This is a genomic window from Colwellia sp. 20A7, from assembly GCF_009832865.1.
GTDB lineage: Bacteria > Pseudomonadota > Gammaproteobacteria > Enterobacterales > Alteromonadaceae > Colwellia.
This window is the reverse complement of sequence record NZ_CP047130.1, coordinates 2,082,254-2,107,015: the sequence shown is the minus strand read 5'-3', so window position 1 is coordinate 2,107,015 and position 24,762 is coordinate 2,082,254. Positions and strand designations below refer to the sequence as shown.

Here is a 24,762-nt window from a genome sequence, read left to right as displayed (position 1 = left end):
CCACTGATAAATAACAAAATTAAATATTTCATTGGATTTCATATTTAATCGTTATAAAAATATAATAAAAAAAATAAAAATATTTTTAACTAATTATTTTTTTTCAAATAAAGATTGATTTTAGCAAATTACTAAAGCTTTTAACGGTACTAGGTTAGTCATTACTAACCTAATGCTATCAATGAAAAAATCAAGTTAAATTAGTACTTTTTTATCACTTGCAATAAACCCAAAACCTCATTATCTTGTGTCTATATTTACAATCTAACCCTAGATGTTGTGCATGCACTTTTTAACCAGCCTATTTATTAGACTATTTGAAAAGCAGAAACAACACAGGACTCTTTAGTGATAAATAACGTTTTAAAACTAAAGAAAACAATAACAATTTACACCACAGGCCTTTCATGACTAATAAACTTTTTGTTACCAAGCGCAATGGCGAAAAAGAACCCATCGATTTAGAAAAAATTCACCGCGTTATTGCTTGGGCTGCTGAAAATCTTGATGACGTTTCTGTTTCTCAAGTTGAATTAAAATCTCATATTCAATTTTATGATGGGATTAAAACTGCAGATATTCATGAAACTATTATTAAAGCGGCAGCAGATTTAATATCAGAAGAGACACCTGATTATCAATATTTAGCTGCCAGACTTGCAGTATTTCATCTACGTAAGAAAGCTTATGGCCAATTTGAGCCACCAAAACTATATGACCATATAGTGAAGCTGGTTGCAGCGGGTAAATATGACCAACACTTATTAGTTGATTACGACGAAAGTGATTTTGAACACATGTCGTTATTTTTAGATCACAGTCGTGATTTAAACTTCAGTTATGCTGCAGTTAAGCAACTTGAAGGTAAATACTTAGTACAGAACCGTGTTAATGGCGAAATTTATGAAAGCGCGCAGTTTTTATATATTTTAGTTGCCGCCTGTTTATTTGCTAAATACCCGAAAGAAACTAGATTAAGCTATGTTAAAGGCTTCTATAACGCCATATCAACATTTAAAATATCACTACCGACGCCTATTATGGCAGGTGTTAGAACACCTACTCGTCAATTTTCATCGTGTGTATTAATTGAATGTGATGATTCATTAGACTCTATTAATGCAACATCAAGCGCGATTGTTAAATATGTTTCTCAACGTGCAGGTATAGGCGTTAATGCAGGGCGTATTCGTGCATTAGGTAGTACTATTCGTAATGGTGAAGCATTTCATACAGGTTGTATCCCTTTCTACAAACATTTCCAAACAGCCGTTAAAAGTTGTTCACAAGGTGGTGTTCGTGGCGGCGCAGCAACGTTATTCTACCCACTTTGGCACTTAGAAGTTGAAAGCTTACTTGTACTTAAAAACAATCGTGGTGTTGAAGAAAACCGTGTTAGACATTTAGACTACGGTGTTCAATTTAATAAAGTCATGTATCAACGTCTGATTAAAGGTGGTCATATTACCCTCTTTAGTCCAAGTGATGTTCCAGGGCTTTATGATGCATTCTTTGAAGATCAAGATAAGTTTGAAGCACTTTATGTACAATATGAAAACGATGACTCGATTCGTAAAAAACGCATTAAAGCAATAGAGTTATTTACTTTATTTGCACAAGAGCGTGCGAGTACTGGTCGTATATACTTACAAAACGTTGATCACTGTAATACTCATAGTCCGTTTGACCCAAGTAAAGCCCCTATTCGTCAAAGTAATTTGTGTTTAGAAATTGCCTTACCAACTAAGCCGATGACTGATATCAACGATGAAAATGGTGAAATAGCGCTTTGTACTTTATCTGCCTTTAACTTAGGCGCAATTGAGTCTCTTGATGAACTAGATGAGTTAGCCGATTTAGCCGTACGTGCGTTAGATAGTTTATTAGATTATCAAGACTACCCTATTCCGGCAGCACGTAGTGCGAGTTTAGCGCGCAGAACGTTAGGTATAGGTGTTATTAATTATGCGTATTACTTAGCTAAAAATGGCTTATATTATTCAAACGGCAGTGCAAATAATTTAACGCATAAAACGTTTGAAGCCATTCAGTATTATTTACTGAAAGCGACTAACGGTTTAGCGAAAGAAAAAGGTGCTTGTCCTAAATTTGATGAAACGCGTCTTTCTCAAGGTATTTTACCTATTGATACTTATAAAAAGACTATTGATGATATTACTGGTGAACCGCTACATTTAGATTGGGAATCATTACGTACGAGTATTAAAAAGTATGGTGTTCGTAATTCAACCGTATCAGCTTTAATGCCATCTGAAACGTCATCTCAAATATCGAATGCAACGAATGGCATTGAGCCACCACGTGGTTTAATTAGTGTCAAAGCAAGTAAAGATGGTGTACTTAAACAAGTAGTTCCTGAATATAAAAGACTGAAAGACAACTACGAATTACTTTGGAATATTCCAAGTAATGAAGGTTATTTAGAGCTTGTTGGTATTATGCAAAAATTTGTAGACCAAACAATTTCAGCAAATACAAATTATGATCCTTCGAAGTTCGACGGTGGCAAAGTTCCAATTAAACAAATTTTAAAAGATATTTTAACCGCTTATAAACTTGGTGTTAAAACCATGTATTACCATAATACACGTGATGGTGCGAATGACGATATCGAAATGGAAGACGATAGCTGCGCTGGTGGTGCTTGTAAAATATAATTTCTAGCACAGAACATAATTAAACAAATAAAATGAATCAAGTAGGTTACTTGATTCTTTATTGCCTACTTCAGTTGTCTTGGCAATATATTAAGGAATAAAAAATAATGACGTACACCACGTTTAACCAAACACCAAATAATGCTTTACTTGAACCTATGTTTTTAGGTAATAGTGTTAATGTTTCTCGTTATGATCAGCAGCGGTATATCGCGTTTGAAAAACTAATTGAGAAGCAACTTTCTTTTTTTTGGCGACCAGAAGAAGTTGATGTTTCAAAAGATAGATCTGATTGGCAAGGTTTAACTGATTCTGAAAAGCATATTTTCATTTCAAACTTAAAATATCAAACGTTACTTGACTCTATGGCTGCACGATCAGTGAATGCAGTATTATTACCTTTAGTTTCTTTACCAGAAGTTGAAACGTGGGTAGAAACATGGGCATTTAGCGAAACGATACATTCTCGCTCTTATACCCATATTTTACGTAATTTATTTACTGATCCGGGTGAAGTTTTTGATGATATTATTGTAAACCCAGCGATTTTAAAGCGAGCGAGCAGTATTTCAAAATACTTTGATGAGGTTATTTTAACGACACAGTTATTTCAATCTCAAGGTGAAGGCTCATATGAGGTTAATGGAAAAACTATTGAGGTCACTAAGCGGAAGCTTAAAGAACGTTTATATTTAGCAATCTGCTCTGTTAATGCGCTAGAAGCGATTCGTTTTTATGTTAGCTTTGCTTGCTCATTTGCATTTGCAGAGCGTGAATTACTTGAAGGTAATGCAAAAATAATTAAATTAATAGCACGCGATGAAGCACTTCATTTAACCGGAACTCAGCATATTTTAAATAACTGGCGATTGGGTAAAGATGATCCTGAAATGAAAGAGATCAGTGCTGAAATGCATGATGCTGGCTTGAAAATATTCTTAGATGTTGTTGATCAAGAAAAAGAGTGGGCACAGTACTTATTTAAAGATGGATCAATGATCGGTTTGAATGCTGAAATATTAAATCAATATATTGAGTATATTTCAAACCAACGCCTTGCTGCTATTGGCTTTAGTGCGCCATTCAATATCAAAAGTAATCCACTTCCTTGGATGAATGCTTACTTAGTGAGTGATAATGTTCAGGTAGCGCCACAAGAAACAGAGATTTCAAGTTATTTAGTCGGTCAAGTTGATTCAACAATTGACGCTGATGACTTTGATGATTTTGATTTATAAAGTTTATTAATGCCTTTTTATGTCTGTTTCAAGTAAACCCTCTATAAAGTCAGCACCTAATATTAGTGTAAATGATAAGGTGATTGCGTTTACCGAGCCAAAACAGACTTTATTAGAATGCTTAGAGCACGCAGGTGTTGAGGTTCATTATCATTGTCGAGATGGATTTTGCGGAGCCTGTCGTGTCACATTAACCTCAGGAGAGGTAAACTACCCTGAAGGTGAACCGCTTGCCTATATTGGTGAAAATGAAATACTACCTTGCTGTTGTATACCAGTGACCAATATTAGTGTGGAAATTGATGAATAATAAAGGCATTTAAAATGTCTTTATTTTCACTGTTACTCTTCAACTATCGTGAACACATAGCACATCTAAAAGATTCAAAGTTTATATTCAAACTTAAGACATTCTGACAAAGAAAATAAGTTATTTAACAAGATATTGAGCTTTAACTTTTAAAGTATAAGAAGTTTCGCTAAAATCAATTAATCAATCTCTTCCTTAGTAATAATTATAATATGCATGCACTTTTTGAATACATTCCATTAGTTATCTTTTTTGTTGTAAATAAATTTGCCGATATTTATTGGGCTACTGGCTCACTCATCATTACCTCCGCTTTACAAATTCTTTACTACTTTATAAAAAAAGAAAAAGTACCAACGCGAAATTGGATATTTTTTGGTTTAATCGCTGTTTTTGGTGGCTTAACTATCTTTTTACATGATGATGTTTTTATTAAATGGAAAGTCACTATCATCAATGAATTTTTTGCTATTGCCCTACTCGTTAGTTATTACATTTTCAAAAAGAATATTATTAAACAATTTTTATCTGAGTCGATAAACCTTCCAGATCCAGTGTGGACTAAGCTAAATTTAGTTTGGGCGCTATTCTTTGCGTTATGTGGCGTACTTAATTGGTATGTTGCTTTTAATTTTGAATTAGAAACTTGGGTAAACTTTAAAGTATTTGGCTTAACAGGACTTATGTTTGCTTTCTCTATTATTACAATATTGTCCTTGCATAAATATATGCGTGATGACAGCGAAGATATAACGAATGCAATTGAAGATAGCATTGAAATAAATTCAAATGTAATAAGTAAACCTCAACATAACAAAGACAATGACAAAATATAGGAAATTTAATGTTTTATTTAATATATAGTGAAGACGTTATTAATAGTTTAGAAAAACGATTATCAGTAAGAGAGCTTCACTTAGCGCGTTTAACCGATCTACAAAGTGAGGGACGTTTATTAGTTGCTGGCCCATGCCCAGCCATTGATAGTAACGATCCAGGGGCCGCTGGTTTTACTGGTTCATTAATTATTGCTGAATTTGACAATTTGGAAGCAGCACAACAATGGGCAGATGCTGATCCTTACATTGCGGCGGGTGTTTATGAAAAAGTCACTGTTAAGCCTTATAAAAAAGTATTACCTAACTGATAATTGTCATTTATTTAAAATATGATTAAAAACAAACAAATCTCAAGTGCTTTACTAATTACGCATCTATTACTTTCTGATCCTGTCTACGCTCATAATGCGTTAGATGAATGCAAAAAGGTAGAGCAAACACCTAAAAGTCAGTTACATTGTCTTGATAGGCTAAAATTAGCACTTGAACATGAATTGCAAACATCTATCAATACTCATGTTTTAAATTTAGAAGAAAAAATAACACCAACATGGCGTCCTGCAGCGTTAAAGCTATTCAGACGTTCAGAAAGCGACTTTCTTTCTTTTCGAGAACATGAGTGTCGATGGCAATATTTTGCAACCCCGCCAGAACAAAGTGCAAAAATAACCTATAAACAGTGTTATATATTAATCACTCAGAACCGTATTGATCAATTAAGTAAAATATTGTAAAACAGCTCTAAAGAACTTAAATCTTAATATAAAAACCTAATACTATACATGCATATAAAAACCAGTGACTAACGTAGCTGACTTTTAATCTGCGCCTGTCTGTTGATAATGGCACAATTCTGGATAACTTGCTATAGCGGCTTTAGGGACTAGGCAAACCTGTATGGTGCTGTTTGTGCACGATTGAAACAGGGATGTTGATCACGGATAGTTTCCCCCTTTATTTTTATTATTAACACGCCAAGTTAAGAGTTGCCAACATCACAACTCTTATCAATCAGTGTTTCAAGACAAGCAGTGCTTCAAGATAAGGTGCAATATAACCGAATAGTATTAAGATATTCGGTTTGGCCGTTACAACCATTGAGGTACCTACAATACATGTTAATACACCTATCTTTGGGGATATTTGTGCTAAATACTAACTTTTTTCAAATGTATCCAGCTTTTTAAAATACATATTGAGCTTTATCAAGCCAGATTCAAGTTCAAATTTCTGAACTTTAGAGTCTTTAAATTTTTCAGCGTTAGTAAAATGTTTATTTATCATGCTTGCCATTCCTTCAAGCCCTTGACCTATTGTAGCGTTAAACTCTGTTAATAAGGGCGTTACCCTATGCCACTGTTCCTCTATCGTCGTTGGTGTTTGATAAAGCTCATGCATGATGTTAATTAATTCTAAACGTTGTTTTTGGTCCATAAAGTAAGTCCTTTTATGTTATATGTTTGAGTTTTTATTTTGTATGATGTCTATCATTATATATTGTCGGCAGTATTAATCACACCAATCACCTGTGGTAGGCATTGTAGATTATTCAAGCTCAATTGAAGAACAGTCACCGTTTGATGTATCCAATTTTAATTGAATTTTCATTCTGTTCTAAACACATTCCATCATTAGCTAGTACACCAAACTTTTTTAATGCAGCAAGTGTCATCAAGTAAGGCTTGTGATTAAAGCCTCCTTTCCACAAATTCAGGGTACTTGTCACTATTATTGCTTAAACATATCTAAGGTTTAATAAATACACCAGATAAACCGAAATCATAAAGTATGACTGAATTAGTCGACTTCTCTTCAACTAACTGGTTATTCTTAACACTAATTAATCCATCAGTAACATTAATGCTGCTTACATTGCTACTTAAAGTAAAATTAGGTAGCTCATGCAGCTCCGAATTGATGAGTTGATACCCTTTCAATACTTGCAGTTTATTACCAGCGTAATAGTTAATTAACGCATAGTCATTATCACTTTTTTCAATCAAGGTTATATCTGGTGTATGTCCCTTTAACCGGGCCGCAATAAAAGGAATGCCTTCATTAAAAGCTAAAACATAGGTATCTTGAGTAGGTAAACAAATACCCGACTTATCTTTATGAAGCAGTTTAACTTTATCAAATTTGATTGACTGCATACGCTCAGTTTTGTCATTAACTTTAATCGGTTCAATTACCTTTATGCTTAAACAGTCAGAAGCGATAGATACATGACTTGTGATTGTTAATAAAACACAAATAAAAAACTTATTTATATTCATACGTCAATTCCATATGTTTGCCAATTATGCACATACTCTTGTACTGTACCTCTGCCTAAAGGCGTGTTGTAACCTTTAAATTCTTTCAACTTATTATCGCTGTTCATTAGTTTCGTTACTTTTTGTATAAGCTCTGATTGACGTGGTTTAATTGATTCGACTACCCCAGTTAAGGAATAATGAACTTAACCGGAGAATGAAAATGACAACACGTAAAAAATATTCCAAGGAATTTAAACTTGATGCTATCTCTTTAGTCAGAGATCAAAACATTAGTATTTCTGAAGCTAGCAGGAATCTAGGGATTGGAAATCAAATGCTCGGCCGCTGGATCAAAGAAGCTGAAAATGAAGATGGTCAAGCTTTTCGAGGTAATGGAAAACTGACACCCGATCAAGAAGAAAATCGTCAATTAAAAGCGCAAGTCAAACGCCTAGAAATGGAGCGCGATATATTAAAAAAAGCGACGGTCTTCTTTGCAAAAGAAACGAAGTAAAATATTCGTTTATTACCCATCATAAGAAGATCTGGTCAGTGGTATTAATGTGCCGCGTATTGGGCGTGAAAACTAATAATTATTATAGTTATCAGAAACGTAATACAAGTAAAAAAAATAATGCAACACATCAAGAAATGATTGAGTTAATAAAGGATATTGCCAAATTCAGTGACAATACTTATGGCGAAAGGCGTATTAAAGCGGTACTGAATGCTTTGAGTTTTCCTATCAGTCGATGGAAAGTAGCCAAATTAATGAAAGAGGCAAATGTTTGGGTTCGCTATAAAAAGAAATATAAAGTCACTACTAATAGTGATCATAATAAGCCACTTTATAAAAATGAACTTGAACAAAACTTTACCACAGAGCAAGCAAATCAAGCATTTGTCGGTGATATTACTTACATTTGGACAGCAGAAGGTTGGCTCTATTTAGCCGTTGTTATTGACTTGTACTCTCGTAAAGTTGTTGGTTGGAGCATGGGGTCGAGAATGAAAGCTCAACTTGTCTGTGATGCACTAACAATGGCTATTTGGCAAAGAAGCCCTGAGAAAGGACTTATTGTTCATTCCGATCAAGGTGTTCAATACGCAAGCCACCAGTATAGACAATTACTCAATAACAATGGCTTTATTGGTAGTATGAGTAAGAAGGGTTGCTGTTGGGATAATGCCGTTGCCGAAAGCTTCTTTGGCAGCCTAAAGCAAGAGCGTGTCCACTGGAAAAATTATGAAACACGCTATGAAGCTCAACAAGATATAATGAATTACATAACCATGTGGTACAACAGTAACCGACTACACTCTTACTTAGGGTATCAAAGCCCTAATGATTTTGAATTGAAAATTAATGAGTTAGAAAAAGTAGCTTAACTAGGGTGTCTGAATTTACTTGACCAGGTCAGATCGATAAATTAGATGGTTTATCTTCTCATTACCCTCAACTGTGCCAAAAGTTGTTCTAACCTGTATTTTTTTATCTTGAAAAGAATAACAAAAAATAACAAGGACACTCGCTTATAAATCGCTCTATGACAAAACAAAAACAGAAACTAAATAATCAATCGAAATAAGTTCAATGTTTAAAATTTGAGCGACTGTCCTCGTTAATTTGTTAATTTTTAATAAGTAAACATAAAGCACTCACGGTTTAAATGAATGCTTTATGCCAGTATACATTTGCAATACTAAGTGATTAAAACTGCTTAATTAACGTATAAGGTGCATCGGCGGTTAGTCGTGTCACAATATAACTATAAGAAGAAGAATAACTTCCACGTTCAACTGCATTTGCTAAATGCAAAACTATGTCCTCAATACCATCTTGGTTATAATCACCCTTCGCCATTATTGTTAACCTTTGAATACCACCACTGTTGTCGTAATAAATAGCTTGGTCATCATTTACTGGTTCCACTTTTTTAATGTGGCTCATTTCTTCCCAGCTACTCGCTTTTGCTAAGCGGCGCTCGTCATCGTTCGAGATAATTAAAGATAACTCAGGCGGCATCTGTTTAGGCAATGCTAAACTGTGCTCAAATGAACTTAAAAAGCTTTCTTTTGAAGGCTTTAATTTCCCCATATCAGCCCACGTGGTACATATTTTATTAGTAGCTAGTAACGCGACCTGCTCTTTATAATCTGCTGATTTATAGCCCTCTTGAAATGCTTTAGATAAAACTTTACAACTATCAACTTTAATAGCTGGCTTACTATCTAAAACAACCTCATAGGAATAAAACCAGTTTTTACTAAATAAAGCATTAACCTGTTCCGGCGTTTCTAAGACTTCCGGTTCCATAAAATACCCGTTAGTTTTATTCTCTAAACTATATGTTGGAGCTATTTTATTTTCTTTTATATTTGCACATGCTGTACTAGAGATACTAATACATATAAGTAAAGTCGTTTTTTTTATCATTTTGCACTCTTGAATAGGTTGCGGACATAAGTATTACGCTCAGCTGATACATCTTTTCTATTTGATTCAATGGCTGCTTGTTTGAAATCACGTACTTTCATATGTTTATTAAAATTTGGAAACTCGTCTTTAAGCTCAGGCATACCTAAATTAAAAATCATATCAAATAGCGCTAATTTTACATCGTTAGGATAACTTGAAAATTCTGACGCACCGTAAATAATTTTAAGCTCACTTTCAAATGTTCTTATATGCTGTTCAACTTGAGCTTCCCTTACTGCCTCTGTAATGACCAATTTAGTGAAAGGCTTATAAAAAGGAGCCGCTTGACTCCCAAAAGGCTTTGATTTAATTAGTTTAAATTCATCTTCAATTTGTTTTACCGAGGCAACGGCACCCGTATCACGAAAGGTAAAAGGTACTTTTTTTGCCGCTTCAACATCCTTTAATAAATGACCGACACCAACTGTTACCTTGCCCTTTGTGTCTAAATACATATGAGGAATATTACCTTCATATTTCTTCATATTTTGTTTTAATGTTACTTTTAAATTGCCAGATATTGGAACAATCGCAGCTGTTACAGCACTTGCAAGCTTTTCGTTGATTTTTCTATGAGTGCGTCCATTTGGATCTATTATTCCGTCTGGGCGTACCATATTCACAACTTTACTTTGAAATAGCTTAATAGCGGCAACGGTTTTAGAATTTTCAGGGCGTGAGCCTAAACGGCCGTCTACGGTTAATTTTTTAGTTGGTGGTATAAGGGAAAGAAGTGAATTAAAAGCGGTTTGTACTGCCTTTACATCATCTGGCTTATTTGCGCCGCCAATTCCTACTGATTGGATTAATTTCATGGCTGGCATCGAAGTGTCCTTTTCTTAGTGTTATCTTGTTTAAGTACAACGTGTTAGTAGTAAATCAACACCCACTATTTAAAGTGGGTGTATTTGTTATTTTCTTTGTTTTTTCTAAATTCAACATAATGAAAGTAGATGTATGAAGTCAAGATTTGACCCCATTGGCTTTTATTCTGGACCCTCTAATTCTATTGCCATAATAAAATCATAAAAATTATCTGCTAATTTTGAGAAAATATTGGGAACTACCCCATTTTTAGGGTCAAAAGCGTCACAGGCATCTTCTTCAAATTCAAAGTCATCAAATTCACCAGAATCCATATAGTGATCCCTTTCAATAAAGTATATTTCGCCAATAGAACCAGGAACCATACTCATGAATATATGACTACCGTCACCTGTAGACTCTATTAATATCGATTTAGGTGGTAATGAACTACCCCATTCAGCACATCTTTTAATCATGCCTTTTATACTCAAGGAACTAGATAAACCTATAGATTTTCTTCCTCCTTTAGGTTTAGGCAACTTAATTACATAGCCCACATCAAGAGAGTCAGGAGGAGCCATTTTATATCCCCCAATATTTAGTAAAAACTGCCTGAAGTCATCAGGCAAAGGTGAATCAACTAAAGATTCTAATTTAGGTATGTATTCGCTTAACTCTGTTCCCCTTGAGGGAGCAACAGCTATATTGCTTAATTTATTCCACATATCATTTAATTTATCCATTATGCCTCCAAAAACTATTAACTATTAACTATTAACTATTAACTACTAACTATTCGCATTACTTACACCACCAACATGTTTGAATTTTAGATGCACTTCATAATCAAGCATTTGCATTTTCTTCATATCTTGATGATGATGTGGTGTATATAATATATTTTCATCAATATCCTTACTTTGCGGGTTATTTGGAGAACTCCGTTTATAAGAACCATCCTTTTGTAGCACTGGTACACCATACTTCTCTTGGCTATAATTTTTTTTACCATGCTTTTTATCTAGAGCTTCATACATATCCCCATAATCTTTTGGTCTATCTTTCGGTTTAGCTACTCCATTTGGAAGAACTACCTCATCAACCGAATATTCGTCAAAGTCTGGATATCGCATAGCTGGATTTGTTGGATCAGCCTTATATTCAATATCAACTACTTTACTACCAAATAGTGATGTATCCATTTCAATAGCATAAATATAACTATTACTTTCAACATCATATAAAACGACGCCATCTTCTCGTGACCACTTATCAAACTTTGGAGCACCAGTTCCAGCATTAGTATTTGTAGGCTTAACATCGATAGGTATCGCGTTTGGATATTTATCTTTTAAATTGGATATAATACTTTTTTGTTTGCTATTAAACCCACCATCAATAGCAGCTTTTGCTTTATCCAATTCATTTTTCTTGATTAAATCAGCTGCATTGCCACTTTCAATAGCATTAACCATCGAATCTGCGGTATAAATTGATGTCGTTGATAGAGCAATTAATTTAGCGCTTAATTCATCACTAATATTTCCATCTTTACTGATTGCATTAGCAACACGTCTTTGCCCTTCTTTACACAGCAGCCCAAACGGATCTACCCAGTTAACCGGATTAGGCGCATATTGATAGTGGTTTATCCCACCCACTAACCCAATCGGGTCTTGGTTAATAAAGCGTTGCTGTTTCGGGCAGTAATAACGAAAGCGATTATAATGCAGTTTTGATTCTTCATCAAAATACTGCCCTTGAAAACGCAGTGGGTTTTCAATTAAATTAGTGAAGGTATTTTCTTGGCGATTCTCTTTGCTACTTTCTTTGCTATTGTCTAACTCATAACCAAATGCATCACTGTTATTGCGCCATACTTGTGTTGCATTGCTATCGGTTAAACAAAGCGGTGTGCCGAGTTGGTCTAGGTGATAGTAATATACTTCACCCTGCTTTATTAACGCTATCGGTAAAAACGTATCGGGTTGATAGACAAACCAAGTGAACTTGCCGTTTTGGTGCTCACCAATCAGTTGGTTATTATCCCAAATAAAATCAACTCTGCCCTGTTCGGTAATTTTGGCGCTACGTCGACCTAAGGCATCGTATTCGTAATGGGCGAGTTTGCCATTATGGTTGAGCTGCTGTAATTGGTTGAATGCATTGTAAACACGTTGTTGTTTACTGCCCTTACCCCATAAAGAAATTTGATTGCCACAATCATCAAAGCGGTAATCAGTGCCTGCAAAACGGAACAGTTGGTCGTTTTTAACGATGATATCATCACTATTATTGCTATCTTTGGTTTGAGCTGCACTCTGTGGGTTACCAAACGCATCCCACTGGTATTGTTGTGTGTGCTGCTCTGTATTTTCTTTATGCTCTTTGTCCGTTGGTCGTAAAACGTCAGTATTATTAAGCGTGTTGTTATCGCTATTTGTATTACTCGCTTGTGTAACACTGGTTGAAATTAACTGGCTTAAATTATTATAACGAAAGGTTTTAGCTTGCTGTATTTCAACAGAGGCTTGGTTAGTTTTTTCGTTACTCTTTTGAACACTGGTTTTCTGCTGCAATGCCGTTAACTGATGTTTATTATCGTATTGATAAGTTCGTAGCTCGGCAAAAGCAATAGATTCGTCTGTACGCTGCCATTGTTGCTCAGTCAGTCTTGAATACACGTCAAATTGTTGTGTTAGCTCAATACCATTACCTAAGCGCTGTTGAGTGTTTAACCCAGTATTATTGTATTGAAAGCTAACTAACGATTGTGCCTTGCTTTTAGTATCATTGCTTGTACTATTATTACTTATGCTAGATTCTAAGCTGACTTGGCTTAACTGCCCTTGCTCGGTGTATTCATAACACAGTTGGTTACCATCAGGTAATTGCACGCTTTTACGTTGACCAAGCTCATTGTAGTCATAGCTAAGCTGCCAATGACCTTGCTGGCTTGTGCTTAATTGACCATTTGCATGATAGCTTAAGTTAACGGTACGCTCGCTGTTATGTGCACGAACTATTCGCCCTATTTTGTCATATTGAAAGTGATTTTTTTGACTAAACTGGCTTGTATTCTGGGGAGCGGCTTTCCCTTTAACGGCTATTGATGCTTGGCTCGCGCTTTGCTCAATAATTCGCCCTACCTTGTCACGCTTTAAGCGAATGAAGCGTCGGTCGCTGTCATTCACACTGGCTAATTGGTCGTTCGCATCGTATTGATAGGTTTGTTTTCTGCCATCAAAGCCAATAAGCTCGACTGGTTTTTCTGTCGGGCTATAACGTAATTGATATTGCGCGCCATCACTGCGGGTTATATCAGTTAAATTACGCTCGTTATCATAACCGTAACTAAGCCAACTGCCATCAGGAAAGGTTTTTTTACTGGGCTGCGCTAAACCTTGATATTGGTATAGGGTAAGCTCTGGCTGACTGTCTATTTGATTGTCTGGTTGATTATCTAATTGATTGTCTTTTTGGTTTTTCGTTTCTTGTTGGTCGTCATTTTCTTTTGCTGCGCTTGACTCTTGTTCACCGAACTCTTGTATGCTTAACAGTCGCCCTGCGTTGTCGTATGAAAACGCTTTTACTGTTTTATTATAAGGTGTTGATTGGCCATAACTGCATTGCTCACTAACCTGTCCGTTACGATTACGTTTATATTCAGTCACTAAGCCTTGGCTATTAATGTCAGCATTTACACGCCCTAGGTTGTCGTAGCTAAAACGCGTTAAGTTATTTGCTACTTGCTTTGCTAACAACTCACCATCAACACTCCAATGGTATTGTGTTTTTATGCCTTGTAGGTCAATTTCACTTTCAAGTTTACCTTGCTCGGTATAGCGATAGCTGTGCTTTCTGCCATCTGGGGTAATAATAGCAAGTAAGCGACCTGTGGCGTCATAATGACGTTTATGCTGTCGACCAAGGGGGTCAATGGTGGTTATGCGTTTACCCAAATTATTGTAATGGTATAACGTTTTATTGCCCAAGGCATCGATTTGCGTGCATAACTGCCCTTGGTCATTGTAGTCAAATGCTGTACTACTTCCTTGTGGGTCGGTGACTTTAACCTTACGTCCTAGGCCATCATAATCGGTAACCGTAGTGTCACCATTATTATTGGTATATTCCGTTAACAAGCCTTGTGCATTATGAACAAAACGTTCGGTATGACCAAAACTGTCGGTTGAAGTACTTACTTGCTCAAAGGCATTGCTGGCATCAGCAGGCTGAAAAGTAAAATGATAATGATAGTTATCGTTATCGCCCCATTGTTCAATACATTGCCCTTTAGCGCCTTCGCCTTGCCATAAAAAGTGATGGCTAAACCCCGATGCACGGGTTCTACGTGCAAGCAATAAGTCTTGACGATAAAGATAATGCTCTGTGTTTTGTTCACTATTGGTCGCGTTAACCATCGCTTGTGCGTCATTGTATTGATAATGCGCTAATAACGGTGTTTGTAGAATTTTTTTGTTATCATCATCCAAACAATATGCGGCAATTTTAACCACATTGTTTTGTTGATTATATTGCAGCGCGATACCCCGTTTAGGGCTGTTTGATAATTGGATTAAACGTTGTTTATTGTCATAATGTAGACTAATACATTGCCCTAAATGATTACTGATACTGTCTAGTAACCAAACATGCGTTTCTTGTTTTTGCTTTTTCCCTTCTTTGTCCTTAGACAAGATAGGCTGTTTTATAAATGTCCAGTGGCTGTCATCGGGTTTAATTAATACCTGTTTACCGTCAACTTGATGAAACAGTGCTAAACCTGACGATGTTTGATAGCTGGTTTGCCCAGGTTTTACTTGGTCAAACACATGCACAGCTCCTTCTTCATCGGTTAATTCAAACCAATGTTTACCTGCCTGTACAGGGCCAACTTTCGGCGGTGCTTGATAACAAGACAGCAACTGTGCGCTAAAACCATGTCGCCATCCGTAACCTAAGCCCACATTGTTGTTTATTTTACTAGAGCGATAAAGGCGTCGCCACGTAATAGGTACTAAGCCGTGATAGGTAAAGTCGTTTATCGGTAGTATTTCTTCACCGCTGAGCAATGAAACAGGGTCACTTCGACATTCTTGCTCGCTTATTGGTACTTCAGTCGGTGTACTATTACTAACGCTACCACTTTGCTGTGAATTGGCGGCCTGTTTACCTTGATTACTGGGCTTTACCTCGGGTTGCTTGGCGCTACTGCTCGCACTTGCTTTAGGGCCCGCCTCTTCTGTTGAATAATGTAGAGACGATTGAGGCTTTTCAGCATACACATGAACTAATTCACGACGAATTGCTTCACATAATTTGGGCGCAACTTGCCTTGCCTGTTGCGTGACAATAATACTAACTTGCTTGAGTAAACCACAAGCTTGTGCAAGGGCATTGACGTCTTTAGCTAAGTGAGGTGATATTTCGTCTACCAATGCTTGTGCTTGGTTACCGCCTTCAGAAGCCAAACTATACCCACTTGGTGCTCCAGCACTACGAGGCAATACAACAATACGTCGGTTTCTGCCTTTAAATTGAAAATACTGCTCGCTCATCCTATTAAAACCTTATTTGTCCGTAAATTTGCTTCAGCCTACCTGTTGTTAGCAAGACACTATTCATCATGATTTATTCCATGGTTTTCATTATTATATGAATATAAAACAACGCCTTGATGAAGTGAATTAGACACTTCAAGCTGTAGTGTATTTCCTTGTAAAAATTTATGTTCGTAACTGTTTGCTATATGTAAAAAATTATATAAGCCAGTAACGCACCCGAGCTCCCCCGTAAATATGCCACTTTGGCAAATTTTGGTATTGCCATCGACAGACCCTGCTAATTGAAAGTAGGCTTCTAACCAAGAGTTTTGTAATGTTTCGTCGCCATTGCCAGGTAAATATAAGTGGGAGAGCGTTGTTGGTGATGATTGTTGATCATTCTGCTGTTCTTTGTTTTTAATGCTCTGATCTATTTCAGCTAACGCAGCCATACTTTCAGAAAACAACTGTTTTACGCTAACGTCTCGTTGTTTACTGGGTGCTACGCTATTTTGAATAAAGTCGATTGATATGCCTTTATCCGTTTGTGATATTTGCGTAAGAATTGCACCTTCAGAAGGTGTAATGCCTTGCTCACTTATTTCTGAAACCAAAGCCTTATCAGCGAACAACTGAGGAATGTCGTGCCATAAACTGTCAACACCAATTAACGTAACAGTGTTAGCTTTACCTTCTTCTAATAACGCTTTAGCGGTAGTTAAGGCAATAGGGAATGACGCTCGCCCAAAGGGAAATAATTGGCTTTGTGGGTGACTAAATAATTGTGGTAACGCCTGTTGTAGTTTTTTAGCAAAATCGGCAAAGGTATGTTGGTTATTGATGTCTGTTTTGTTGGTTTCATCGATATAAGATTCTACGAATTCAGGTAATAACCAAAATACAGGTGCATCAAAGGGAAGTTTTTCACCGGTTTGCTCAATTTGCACAAGCAGTTGTTTAATTAACTGAAGACACCGTGAGGCTTTGTCATCAGTAACTAAAGCTTCATCAGCATTATTATCACTTGGGCGACTTTCAGGTAATGAGCAGAAATAACTGACGTATTCTGAATTGTTAACAGTAATAAACGTTTCTTCAGGAGGTACTCGCGGTAAGTTTATCGCTTGTGCTGTTGTTGGTTTAGCACCAATAAGCACATGGCTGTTATGCAGTTTAATTTTCATTAATTTACTGCCAACGCATGCGCATTATAACAATAAGCGGTAGCGTTCGCTTGTTGTTGATGTAGCATTGCCACATAACGATGCCATTGGCTTCCAGACATAGCCACATGCTCTACGGCTTGTATTGATAATTCTAACCCATTTAATAAACGTTTATTGTCTGGCTGTTCAAAAGTAAAGCTTATACTCGGCATTCCTTGCTGCCATGCATTGAGTATTTTAGCTCCGTAATAGGGTAAATCTTTTATTCGTTCATCTATCTCGCTATTAAATTGAATATTTAACGGAATTAATTTATCTAACTTGCTACCAAGGATTATACGTAGTGCCTGATAGGCGTCTGATACAAAATTGGCTTGTTGTAAATATTGAGCAAGAAAAGGGATAAACTTAATATAACCGCTAAGCGCCATAGCATGAATAATGTACGGAATGTGAGTATCATCAACACTGAGTTGATTCACTACTTGAGTCACTTCATGTTCATTAAGTGACGTAATAAATACATCAAAAAGATGGCTATTCAGATACTCTTGCTGGATAAACGTTGTTGTGATTTTTTGCACGTCTGGTTTGTTATCAGATAAAACATCAATGGTGAGCCAGTTTATTGCCGATAATGATTCTGAAGACGCGACTCTGTTGTCATACTGCTTATATTCAGGTAATTCTGAACTTAAGTAAGCCGTTAATTTTTTACTGTTATATAGCGTAAATAACGCTTTTTGAATAAAGGCTTGTTGTGGCGTATTTTCGTTTGCTTCATCTGCAGACATACCAGAAATTGGTAATGTGAATTCATTAATAAAATCAATAGTGAAAATCAAGTTGTCGCCCAATACTTTTACTACCGCTAATGATAGTGATTGTAAGTAGGCTTGTTCACTTGTTAACATTATGGTCAGTAATTCGCCCTGTAATTGTGGTTTTATTATTAATTTTAACGCCAGAACAAGGGCCAGTTCAGGTTCGTTATATTGTTCCGTATTCTGATGCTCAGCTTGAAGGTGTTCAATAATTTGCGTGGTATTTTGCGCGCTAAGAATACAAAGGTTATTATTTTGAGCGTGGATAAGATGAGCGACGGTCACTAGCTTTTGCGTGTTATCAACAAAGCTTTCTTTATAGCAGCAAAAATTAAAGCTCAATACTTTTCGTTGGGCTATTAATTGAGTAAGTTGCACGGTGAGCTTATCCATAAGATGACTTATTTAAACAAAACTGTACACTTTAAATAAGAGTACGCTTTTGAAATCCTTATTATATTCTTGTTTTACTGTCGTTAAGTTAAGCTATCCAATTAAAACCGTTGGATTGCCCACCACAATGATTCCGCCATGTGCAGTACCATCACTTAAACGAGCCGCAGGTTTACCATTTATTTTCACTGAACTTGAACCTGCATTAATTGTATCAGGTGGTCCAACACAAATAAGCTTATCGCCCTTTCTTGCTGCGGGCAAACTACCAATTAACACATTTGGTGAACCCATAATTATTGGGCCGCCTACATGAGGTACAGGCCCTGGATTAACCTTAGGGCAAAGATGCATATGTGTAACAGTGGCTGCTGGCATTCCCATGTTAATTTCCTCTAATTACGTTGTTTAAATGTTTAATTTTCATTTATTGTCTAATGGAATTAATAATAAATTACCGATGAATAATTCATTAGCAATACATTTTATAGATTTTGAAATACTCTGCATCTCATGCTGGTATTCATCACGCGCTAAATAGTAAAAAAGCTGATTAATAATATTTTGTTCATTTTTCCATGGATGTAAATTTTGCAAAAATTGCGCCCCATAAGTACTACTGACTAAAAATTCTTTTAATGGTGCTTTTAATAATGGATCTGCTGGCTTATCTTCTGGCCGACACGCCAAGTAATGGTAGCCAAATTGGCAAATAACATAATGACCTTGGCAAAATTGGCCTGTACGACCAACATTAGGATAGTTATAAGCCTCCATTACTAATTCAACTTAATTAACGGGGCTTGCATAGTAATACCTGTACCATTGACTTTAATGTCAGTACCTTTCACTTTTATACTGGTGCCTTGAATGGTAATAGAGCCATCACTGCTCATTATTATAGACGCACTGCCCGTTTTAAATTCTATTTTACTGCCCGCAGTAACTTTAAGAACTTTACCAACATTTAGCGTGTCGTTATTGGCTATTTCGGTTAAGCGGTCATTGTCGATGGTGTCTTTTTGGTCATTTTTAACTTTAAGTTCGTGATCTTTTTCCGCTTGAAAAAATAACAGTTCTTTACCTTTGTCATCTTCAAAACGCACTTCATTAAAATTGTCTGCGCCACCATTTTTAGTACTATGTGATTTAATACCACTTTGAGTTTTTTTAGCCGGTAAGGCATAAGGAGGCATTAAGTCGGCATTATAAATAGCACCACTAATAATTGGCTGATCAGGGTCGCCATTGATAAACTCAACTAAAACTTCTTGGCCTACACGGGGGAAGAAGAAAGCGCCCCATTTATTACCTGCCCAGTTTTGAGCAACACGGATCCAACAAGAACTTTTACTGTCATATGCGCCTTCACGATCCCAGTGAAATTGCACTTTTACTCGGCCATATTTATCAATATGCTGTTCATCGCCAGGGTCACCCGTTACAACCGCTGTTTGAACGCCATTAATTAGCGGTTTATTAAGCGATACTGTTGGTCTGTAAGGAGTGTCTTTAGGCACACATTCAAAATCGTTGGTAAAAACGTTTTCTGCACCTGATTGATTAGCCCCTGATTGATTAGGCTGTGTTGCACTGGTTCTAATGGCGGTTAATAAATAACTTTTGCCTTTATAACTGCTGTCTTCGTGATCTTCAAAGGTAAATGTTTTACCAATACTAAAGCTACGACAGTCGCCTTGACCTGCGCATTTATGCATATCTTTTTGCAATGCTTCAAGTTGGGTATTTGCATAAGGTTGTGGGCGTTTATTAAATTCTGATTCACCCATATAGTCAAATATTTCCAAACCACCTTGTGCAGGTAAACTTGCGGTTACCTTGTTACCACTTGGAAAGAGTGTCGGTTGTTCAAAGTCATAGCCTTTTTGTTGATAGGCCCCGCTAACCATGCTTAAACCACCTTGCCAATGAGATACATGTGGTTTCGATAAGTGTCCTGAAAAACAACGCACCTTTGCTTCTGCACATTTTTTATACGCAGTTATATCATCTGCTAGCACTAATGTGTGCGCGCCACTACTGTGTTCGAAAAAGTAAAAAATACCTTCTTGTTGTAATAAGCGGGTAACAAAGTCTAAATCAGATTCTTGATATTGCACGCAATATTCGTATTTGGGATAACTTTTAGTCGTTTTATCTTGAAAGGCTACACTGTGTTGACCAAAAAGATCTGCCACGATGTCTGTTACTGATAAGTTTTGATAAATGCGACAATTACTTCTTTTTTTCATGAATGCTGCGGTAGGTACGATAATAGCTTGATAATCTATATAATCTTCTACATCGTCTGTCGCTGCAGTTCTCATTCCTGTTGATTCTAGGTGACTAACAACACCATGGTAATAACGAATGGCGCCACCACTTTCCGCATTCCTTAACGAAACACACACATTTTTACCCACTAAGCCATCGAGTGAAATCGTTGTACCGACCGTAAACATTGATACTGTAAATGAATAAAGTTGTGAAATGGCCTCGGTGGCACTTAAATGTGTTAAATATAGGGTATCTTTACCTAAAGGAGTAGAGATAGAGATAATATTATTTTTCTGGGTAGCTTTTTGCATTCCTTGCCTCAATATTGAAAAAGCCTTAAGGGATTAATCCCTTAAGGCTTAGGTAACAAAAAAATTACATTTGTTGACCTTTAACACCACTGTAGCCGTATCTAAGCGCAGCAGTAATGTTATTTTTATCATCTGTTGGAGTAACAGCCATCATCATTTCAGTGTAGCTAATAGTAATAGTTTCAACTGGGCGATCACCTTGAATTGAAACACTATAGCTAGAAATCATGGCATCAGTTAATTCGATTTGCATAATTTCTTCAATTTTATCACCTTGTTTAGTGATGTAGAAGATTGCTTTTTTACCTTTACCGATAGTCGCTTCTTCAAATAAGTACGTAGACGCATTATCTTGAAGTTTAGTGATAGTTACATCACCAAGACGTGTTGCGCTAGCTTCACGATCTTGTGCAGTACCAGTAAATGAAGAAAGTTCACGGCTAACATTCCAATCAACAGAAAGTACAGTAATTTTATCTTTGTATCCCTCAGCCGTTGTTTCGCCTTTAATTCCTTCGTAGTCCAAATATGTATTTGCTTGCATTATTAATGCTCCTTGTGCATGTATTTTATCCATTAGTGGATAGGCTATTTAATTTAAACAGAAGTTAAATTAAACTTTATAGAATATAAAACCTACATTCTATTTTATAAAAAAACTTAGTTATTGTAGCTTTTCTTCATACAATAAATTTGTTTATAAAATAGTTACAACAAAAGTAAATCGAAAGTAAACCAAAGGTAAAGTAAAAGAAAACAGGTAGTATTATACCCAAAATAATAAACCGAACAACCCAAAAAAACGTATAGAAACAAATAGAAACAAAATAAAAAAATACTTTAAATTCAGACGCTTAAGAAAAAAACAAAGTACCAACTTCAAATTTGAAGAAGGTACTCTACCCGTTCCACTAAAAGAAATAGGATTTAAGTGATTCGGGTTTAATTTATGACAGTTTTATTAAGACGTCCTAAACTTTGTATGTGAACTCATCTTCCTTAACATTGATATTCACATTGGTCGTTTTTTTGTTGTTAGTCATTTTATTCAAAATTTTAATCGACAATTCTGGCAGCATAGTATTTTGCAAAATATTATGGATATTTCGTGCGCCTGAGCCAGCATCTTGGCAGAGTGATACTATCTTTTTCACTACGTCATCACTGTAGCTAAATTTAGCTTGGTGATGGTTACTCAACCTTACGCCAATTCTTGCTAATTGAAGTTTTGTTATCTGATTTAACATGTCGTCAGACAATGGAATATAAGGCACGACATTAATACGCCCTAAAAACGCGGGTTTAAAATAGGTTAATAAGTCATCTTGCAGTGCTTTACGTAGCCCTGTAATTGAAGGTGCTGTATTCTCATCTTCAAATAACTCCATCGTTGTATCTGTACCTGCGTTTGAGGTCATAATAATAATGGTGTTTTTAAAGTCTATATCTCTACCTTCACCATCTTTGATTGTTCCTTTATCAAACACTTGATAAAAAATATCTTGTACACCCGGATGTGCTTTTTCCATTTCATCAAGCAAAATAACACTGTAAGGTTTACGTCTTACGGCTTCAGTTAAAACACCACCTTCACCATAACCAACATACCCAGGAGGTGAACCAAGTAATAATGAGACTTTATGTTCTTCTTTAAATTCTGACATGTTGATTACAGTAATATTCTCTTCACTACCATACACTTGTTCAGCCAAGGTTAACGCTGTTTCTGTTTTACCTACGCCGCTTGGTCCAGCAAGTAAAAAAACACCAATAGGACGTTTTTCATCTCCTAATTGTGCTCTTGATATTTGTACCGTTTTTGCAATAAGGTCTAATGCATGCGATTGACCAATAATTCTTTTTTCCATTGTTTCTTTTAACGACAAAACCATATCAATTTCATCATTTTGCATTTTACCAACAGGAATACCTGTCCAATCAGAGATAACCTCAGCAACAAGTTGTTCATCTACTTGCCAATGAACCATAGGTTGAAGGTTTAGGGATAGTTCAGCCTTTAATTTATTCAATTCAACTAACTTAGTATCATAATCTTCAACATCATCTTGCTGTAACTCAGTCACCAACGTGGCCACGCTCTTCACAAGCACTAGCTCGTTTTGCCATTGTTTTTTTAATGGTAACAACGCTTGTTGAGTTTCTTTTAAGGTTTTATTCAACGCGGTTAATGCTTTTTTATGGTCTGCGCCAGTTTTCACTTCTCGTTTTAACAAATTAATTTGTGTTTCAATTTGTTGTTCGGTACGTTGTAAGTTTTCTACTGCACCTGGTGTAGAGCCTTGACTCATCGCAACTCGTGCACAGGCAGTATCAAGTAAACTAACGGCTTTGTCAGGTAATTGACGTCCAGTAATATAACGATGAGATAAATTAACAGAGGCTTGTAGTGCCTGGTCAGAAATAATTATTTTATGATGACTTTCCATTACAGGTAATAATCCACGCATCATAACAATGGCTTGTTTCTCAGAAGGTTCTTCAATTTTCACTACTTGAAAACGACGTGTTAATGCAGCATCTTTTTCAAAGTATTTTTTATATTCAGCCCAGGTGGTTGCGGCTATCATTCTTAATTCACCACGCGCTAAAGCAGGTTTAAGCAAATTGGCCGCGTCATTTTGGCCGGCTTGTCCTCCACTACCTATCATGGTGTGCGCTTCATCAATAAATAAAATTATTGGGTGAATTGAATTTTTAACTTCACTAATGAGTGATTTAAGGCGGTTTTCAAATTCGCCTTTCATACCTGCACCTGCCTGCAGTAATGCGAGATCTAATACATGAAGTCGCACATCTTTAAGAGCTTTTGGTACATCTTTTTCCGCAATTTTTAACGCTAATCCTTCAACGACTGCTGTTTTACCAACACCTGCTTCACCTGTTAAAATAGGGTTGTTTTGTCGGCGACGTGTCAAAATATCAATCATTTGTCTGATTTCATTATCGCGTCCCAAAATAGGATCTATTTTTCCCGATTTAGCGTCTGCCGTTAAGTCTTGCGTGTATTGCTCTAAACTAGGGGTTTTACTCGCTTTTTTGCCTGTAGACGAAGCTAATTGTTGCTGTTCATCTGACGATTCACCTGACTGAGCTGAGAGTTGTGGCCATGCATGTAGCAGTTGACCTGCATCAACCTTAAGAAGCTCTTTAGCAGATCGAGAAATAAGCGTACTTAACGAGTCATTATTTAATAACGTATAAATAATGTAAGCCGATCGTATTTGGTTGTCATTAAACTCTATTGTGGTGTTAAGCCATGTTTGACTTAATAAGTTAACAATATGAGGAGATAAACTAGGTGCGGCACTGTTGCCTGTTTTTAACTTTTCTAATCCTTGTTGTAACTCCTGAATTAATGTCGCACGTTCTACAGAAAAACTTGCCATAATTAATCGTAAATCATCAGACTCTTTTTCTAATAAAGCAAGTAACCAGTGTTCTATTTCAACCGTAAACTGACTTCTGCTGTGACATATACTTGCAGCAGATTCTAGCGACTCGCGGCAGGCTGGTGTTAATTTTTCTACTAGTTTACTCAAAGTCATTGCTGACATAATTATTAGTCCCTTATCATTTATTTACAGTTTCTTTGTGTTCAGCTTTTTATAACGAATA

General features: G+C 36.2%; 20 protein-coding genes. 7 read left to right on the top strand and 13 right to left on the bottom strand.

Annotated elements, in window-relative coordinates; genetic code table 11:
• Nucleotides 1–407 precede the first annotated feature (407 nt).
• The 6 genes from nrdA (at nt 408) to GQS55_RS09080 (ending at nt 5,799) form a co-directional block, all read left to right on the top strand.
• Nucleotides 408–2,678: a class 1a ribonucleoside-diphosphate reductase subunit alpha gene (nrdA, locus tag GQS55_RS09105; RefSeq protein WP_159819921.1), complete on the top strand. Its 2,271-nt coding sequence runs from the start codon at nt 408–410 to the stop codon at nt 2,676–2,678.
• Between the two features lie 107 nt (nt 2,679–2,785).
• The gene (gene nrdB, locus GQS55_RS09100) at nt 2,786–3,916 is read left to right on the top strand and encodes a class Ia ribonucleoside-diphosphate reductase subunit beta (protein ID WP_159819919.1); all 1,131 of its coding nucleotides are present in this window, start codon (nt 2,786–2,788) and stop codon (nt 3,914–3,916) included.
• 19 nt (nt 3,917–3,935) lie between these two features.
• Nucleotides 3,936–4,226, top strand: a complete 291-nt coding sequence (yfaE, locus tag GQS55_RS09095; RefSeq protein ID WP_159819917.1) for a class I ribonucleotide reductase maintenance protein YfaE — start codon at nt 3,936–3,938, stop codon at nt 4,224–4,226.
• Nucleotides 4,227–4,438: 212 nt separating this feature from the next.
• Nucleotides 4,439–5,062 (top strand): septation protein A, encoded by a 624-nt coding sequence (locus GQS55_RS09090; protein ID WP_159819915.1) that lies wholly within the window; start codon nt 4,439–4,441, stop codon nt 5,060–5,062.
• Nucleotides 5,063–5,070: 8 nt separating this feature from the next.
• Nucleotides 5,071–5,373 carry a YciI family protein gene (locus tag GQS55_RS09085; protein ID WP_159819912.1) on the top strand — a complete coding sequence of 101 codons (303 nt, stop codon included), beginning with the start codon at nt 5,071–5,073 and terminating at the stop codon, nt 5,371–5,373.
• A 21-nt stretch (nt 5,374–5,394) separates the two neighbouring features.
• Nucleotides 5,395–5,799 (top strand): lysozyme inhibitor LprI family protein, encoded by a 405-nt coding sequence (locus tag GQS55_RS09080; RefSeq protein WP_159819910.1) that lies wholly within the window; start codon nt 5,395–5,397, stop codon nt 5,797–5,799.
• A gap of 421 nt (nt 5,800–6,220) precedes the next feature.
• Here GQS55_RS09080 and GQS55_RS09075 read toward each other — a convergent pair whose 3' ends face one another.
• A complete protein-coding gene (locus GQS55_RS09075) occupies nt 6,221–6,499 on the bottom strand; it encodes a hypothetical protein (RefSeq protein WP_159819908.1) in 279 nt (92 codons plus the stop codon).
• Between the two features lie 311 nt (nt 6,500–6,810).
• Nucleotides 6,811–7,341, bottom strand: a complete 531-nt coding sequence (locus tag GQS55_RS09070) for a hypothetical protein (protein ID WP_159819906.1) — start codon at nt 7,339–7,341, stop codon at nt 6,811–6,813.
• Nucleotides 7,342–7,543: 202 nt separating this feature from the next.
• Here GQS55_RS09070 and GQS55_RS09065 point away from each other — a divergent pair.
• Nucleotides 7,544–8,712 (top strand): IS3 family transposase gene (locus tag GQS55_RS09065; RefSeq protein WP_159819904.1). Its coding sequence is split into 2 segments (ribosomal slippage): nt 7,544–7,787 and nt 7,787–8,712, totalling 1,170 coding nucleotides; the frame shifts between segments, so codons are not numbered across the junction.
• A 322-nt stretch (nt 8,713–9,034) separates the two neighbouring features.
• Here GQS55_RS09065 and GQS55_RS09060 read toward each other — a convergent pair.
• From GQS55_RS09060 to tssH, 11 genes are all read right to left on the bottom strand, one after another.
• A complete protein-coding gene (locus tag GQS55_RS09060; protein WP_159819902.1) occupies nt 9,035–9,640 on the bottom strand; it encodes a hypothetical protein in 606 nt (201 codons plus the stop codon).
• Between the two features lie 116 nt (nt 9,641–9,756).
• Nucleotides 9,757–10,626 (bottom strand): hypothetical protein, encoded by an 870-nt coding sequence (locus tag GQS55_RS09055; protein WP_159819900.1) that lies wholly within the window; start codon nt 10,624–10,626, stop codon nt 9,757–9,759.
• A 162-nt stretch (nt 10,627–10,788) separates the two neighbouring features.
• The gene (locus GQS55_RS09050) at nt 10,789–11,352 is read right to left on the bottom strand and encodes an SMI1/KNR4 family protein (protein WP_159819898.1); all 564 of its coding nucleotides are present in this window, start codon (nt 11,350–11,352) and stop codon (nt 10,789–10,791) included.
• Nucleotides 11,353–11,397: 45 nt separating this feature from the next.
• Nucleotides 11,398–16,170 (bottom strand): RHS repeat-associated core domain-containing protein, encoded by a 4,773-nt coding sequence (locus GQS55_RS09045; RefSeq protein WP_159819896.1) that lies wholly within the window; start codon nt 16,168–16,170, stop codon nt 11,398–11,400.
• 59 nt (nt 16,171–16,229) lie between these two features.
• Nucleotides 16,230–17,339, bottom strand: coding sequence for a hypothetical protein (locus tag GQS55_RS09040; protein WP_159819894.1), 1,110 nt, complete (start codon nt 17,337–17,339; stop codon nt 16,230–16,232).
• Nucleotides 17,339–18,538 carry a hypothetical protein gene (locus tag GQS55_RS09035; RefSeq protein WP_159819892.1) on the bottom strand — a complete coding sequence of 400 codons (1,200 nt, stop codon included), beginning with the start codon at nt 18,536–18,538 and terminating at the stop codon, nt 17,339–17,341. The genes GQS55_RS09040 and GQS55_RS09035 overlap by 1 nt, the downstream gene beginning before the upstream one ends.
• 93 nt (nt 18,539–18,631) lie before the next feature.
• Nucleotides 18,632–18,922 (bottom strand): PAAR domain-containing protein, encoded by a 291-nt coding sequence (locus GQS55_RS09030; RefSeq protein ID WP_159819890.1) that lies wholly within the window; start codon nt 18,920–18,922, stop codon nt 18,632–18,634.
• A 39-nt stretch (nt 18,923–18,961) separates the two neighbouring features.
• Entirely contained in the window at nt 18,962–19,315 is a 354-nt protein-coding gene (locus GQS55_RS09025; protein ID WP_159819888.1) for a hypothetical protein, read from the bottom strand.
• Nucleotides 19,316–19,317: 2 nt separating this feature from the next.
• Nucleotides 19,318–21,126 carry a type VI secretion system Vgr family protein gene (locus tag GQS55_RS09020; protein WP_159819885.1) on the bottom strand — a complete coding sequence of 603 codons (1,809 nt, stop codon included), beginning with the start codon at nt 21,124–21,126 and terminating at the stop codon, nt 19,318–19,320.
• 64 nt (nt 21,127–21,190) lie between these two features.
• Nucleotides 21,191–21,670 (bottom strand): Hcp family type VI secretion system effector, encoded by a 480-nt coding sequence (locus tag GQS55_RS09015; protein ID WP_159819883.1) that lies wholly within the window; start codon nt 21,668–21,670, stop codon nt 21,191–21,193.
• Nucleotides 21,671–22,097: 427 nt separating this feature from the next.
• On the bottom strand, nt 22,098–24,701 hold the full coding sequence (gene tssH / locus GQS55_RS09010; RefSeq protein WP_159819881.1) for a type VI secretion system ATPase TssH: 2,604 nt from the start codon (nt 24,699–24,701) through the stop codon (nt 22,098–22,100).
• Nucleotides 24,702–24,762: the final 61 nt, after the last annotated feature.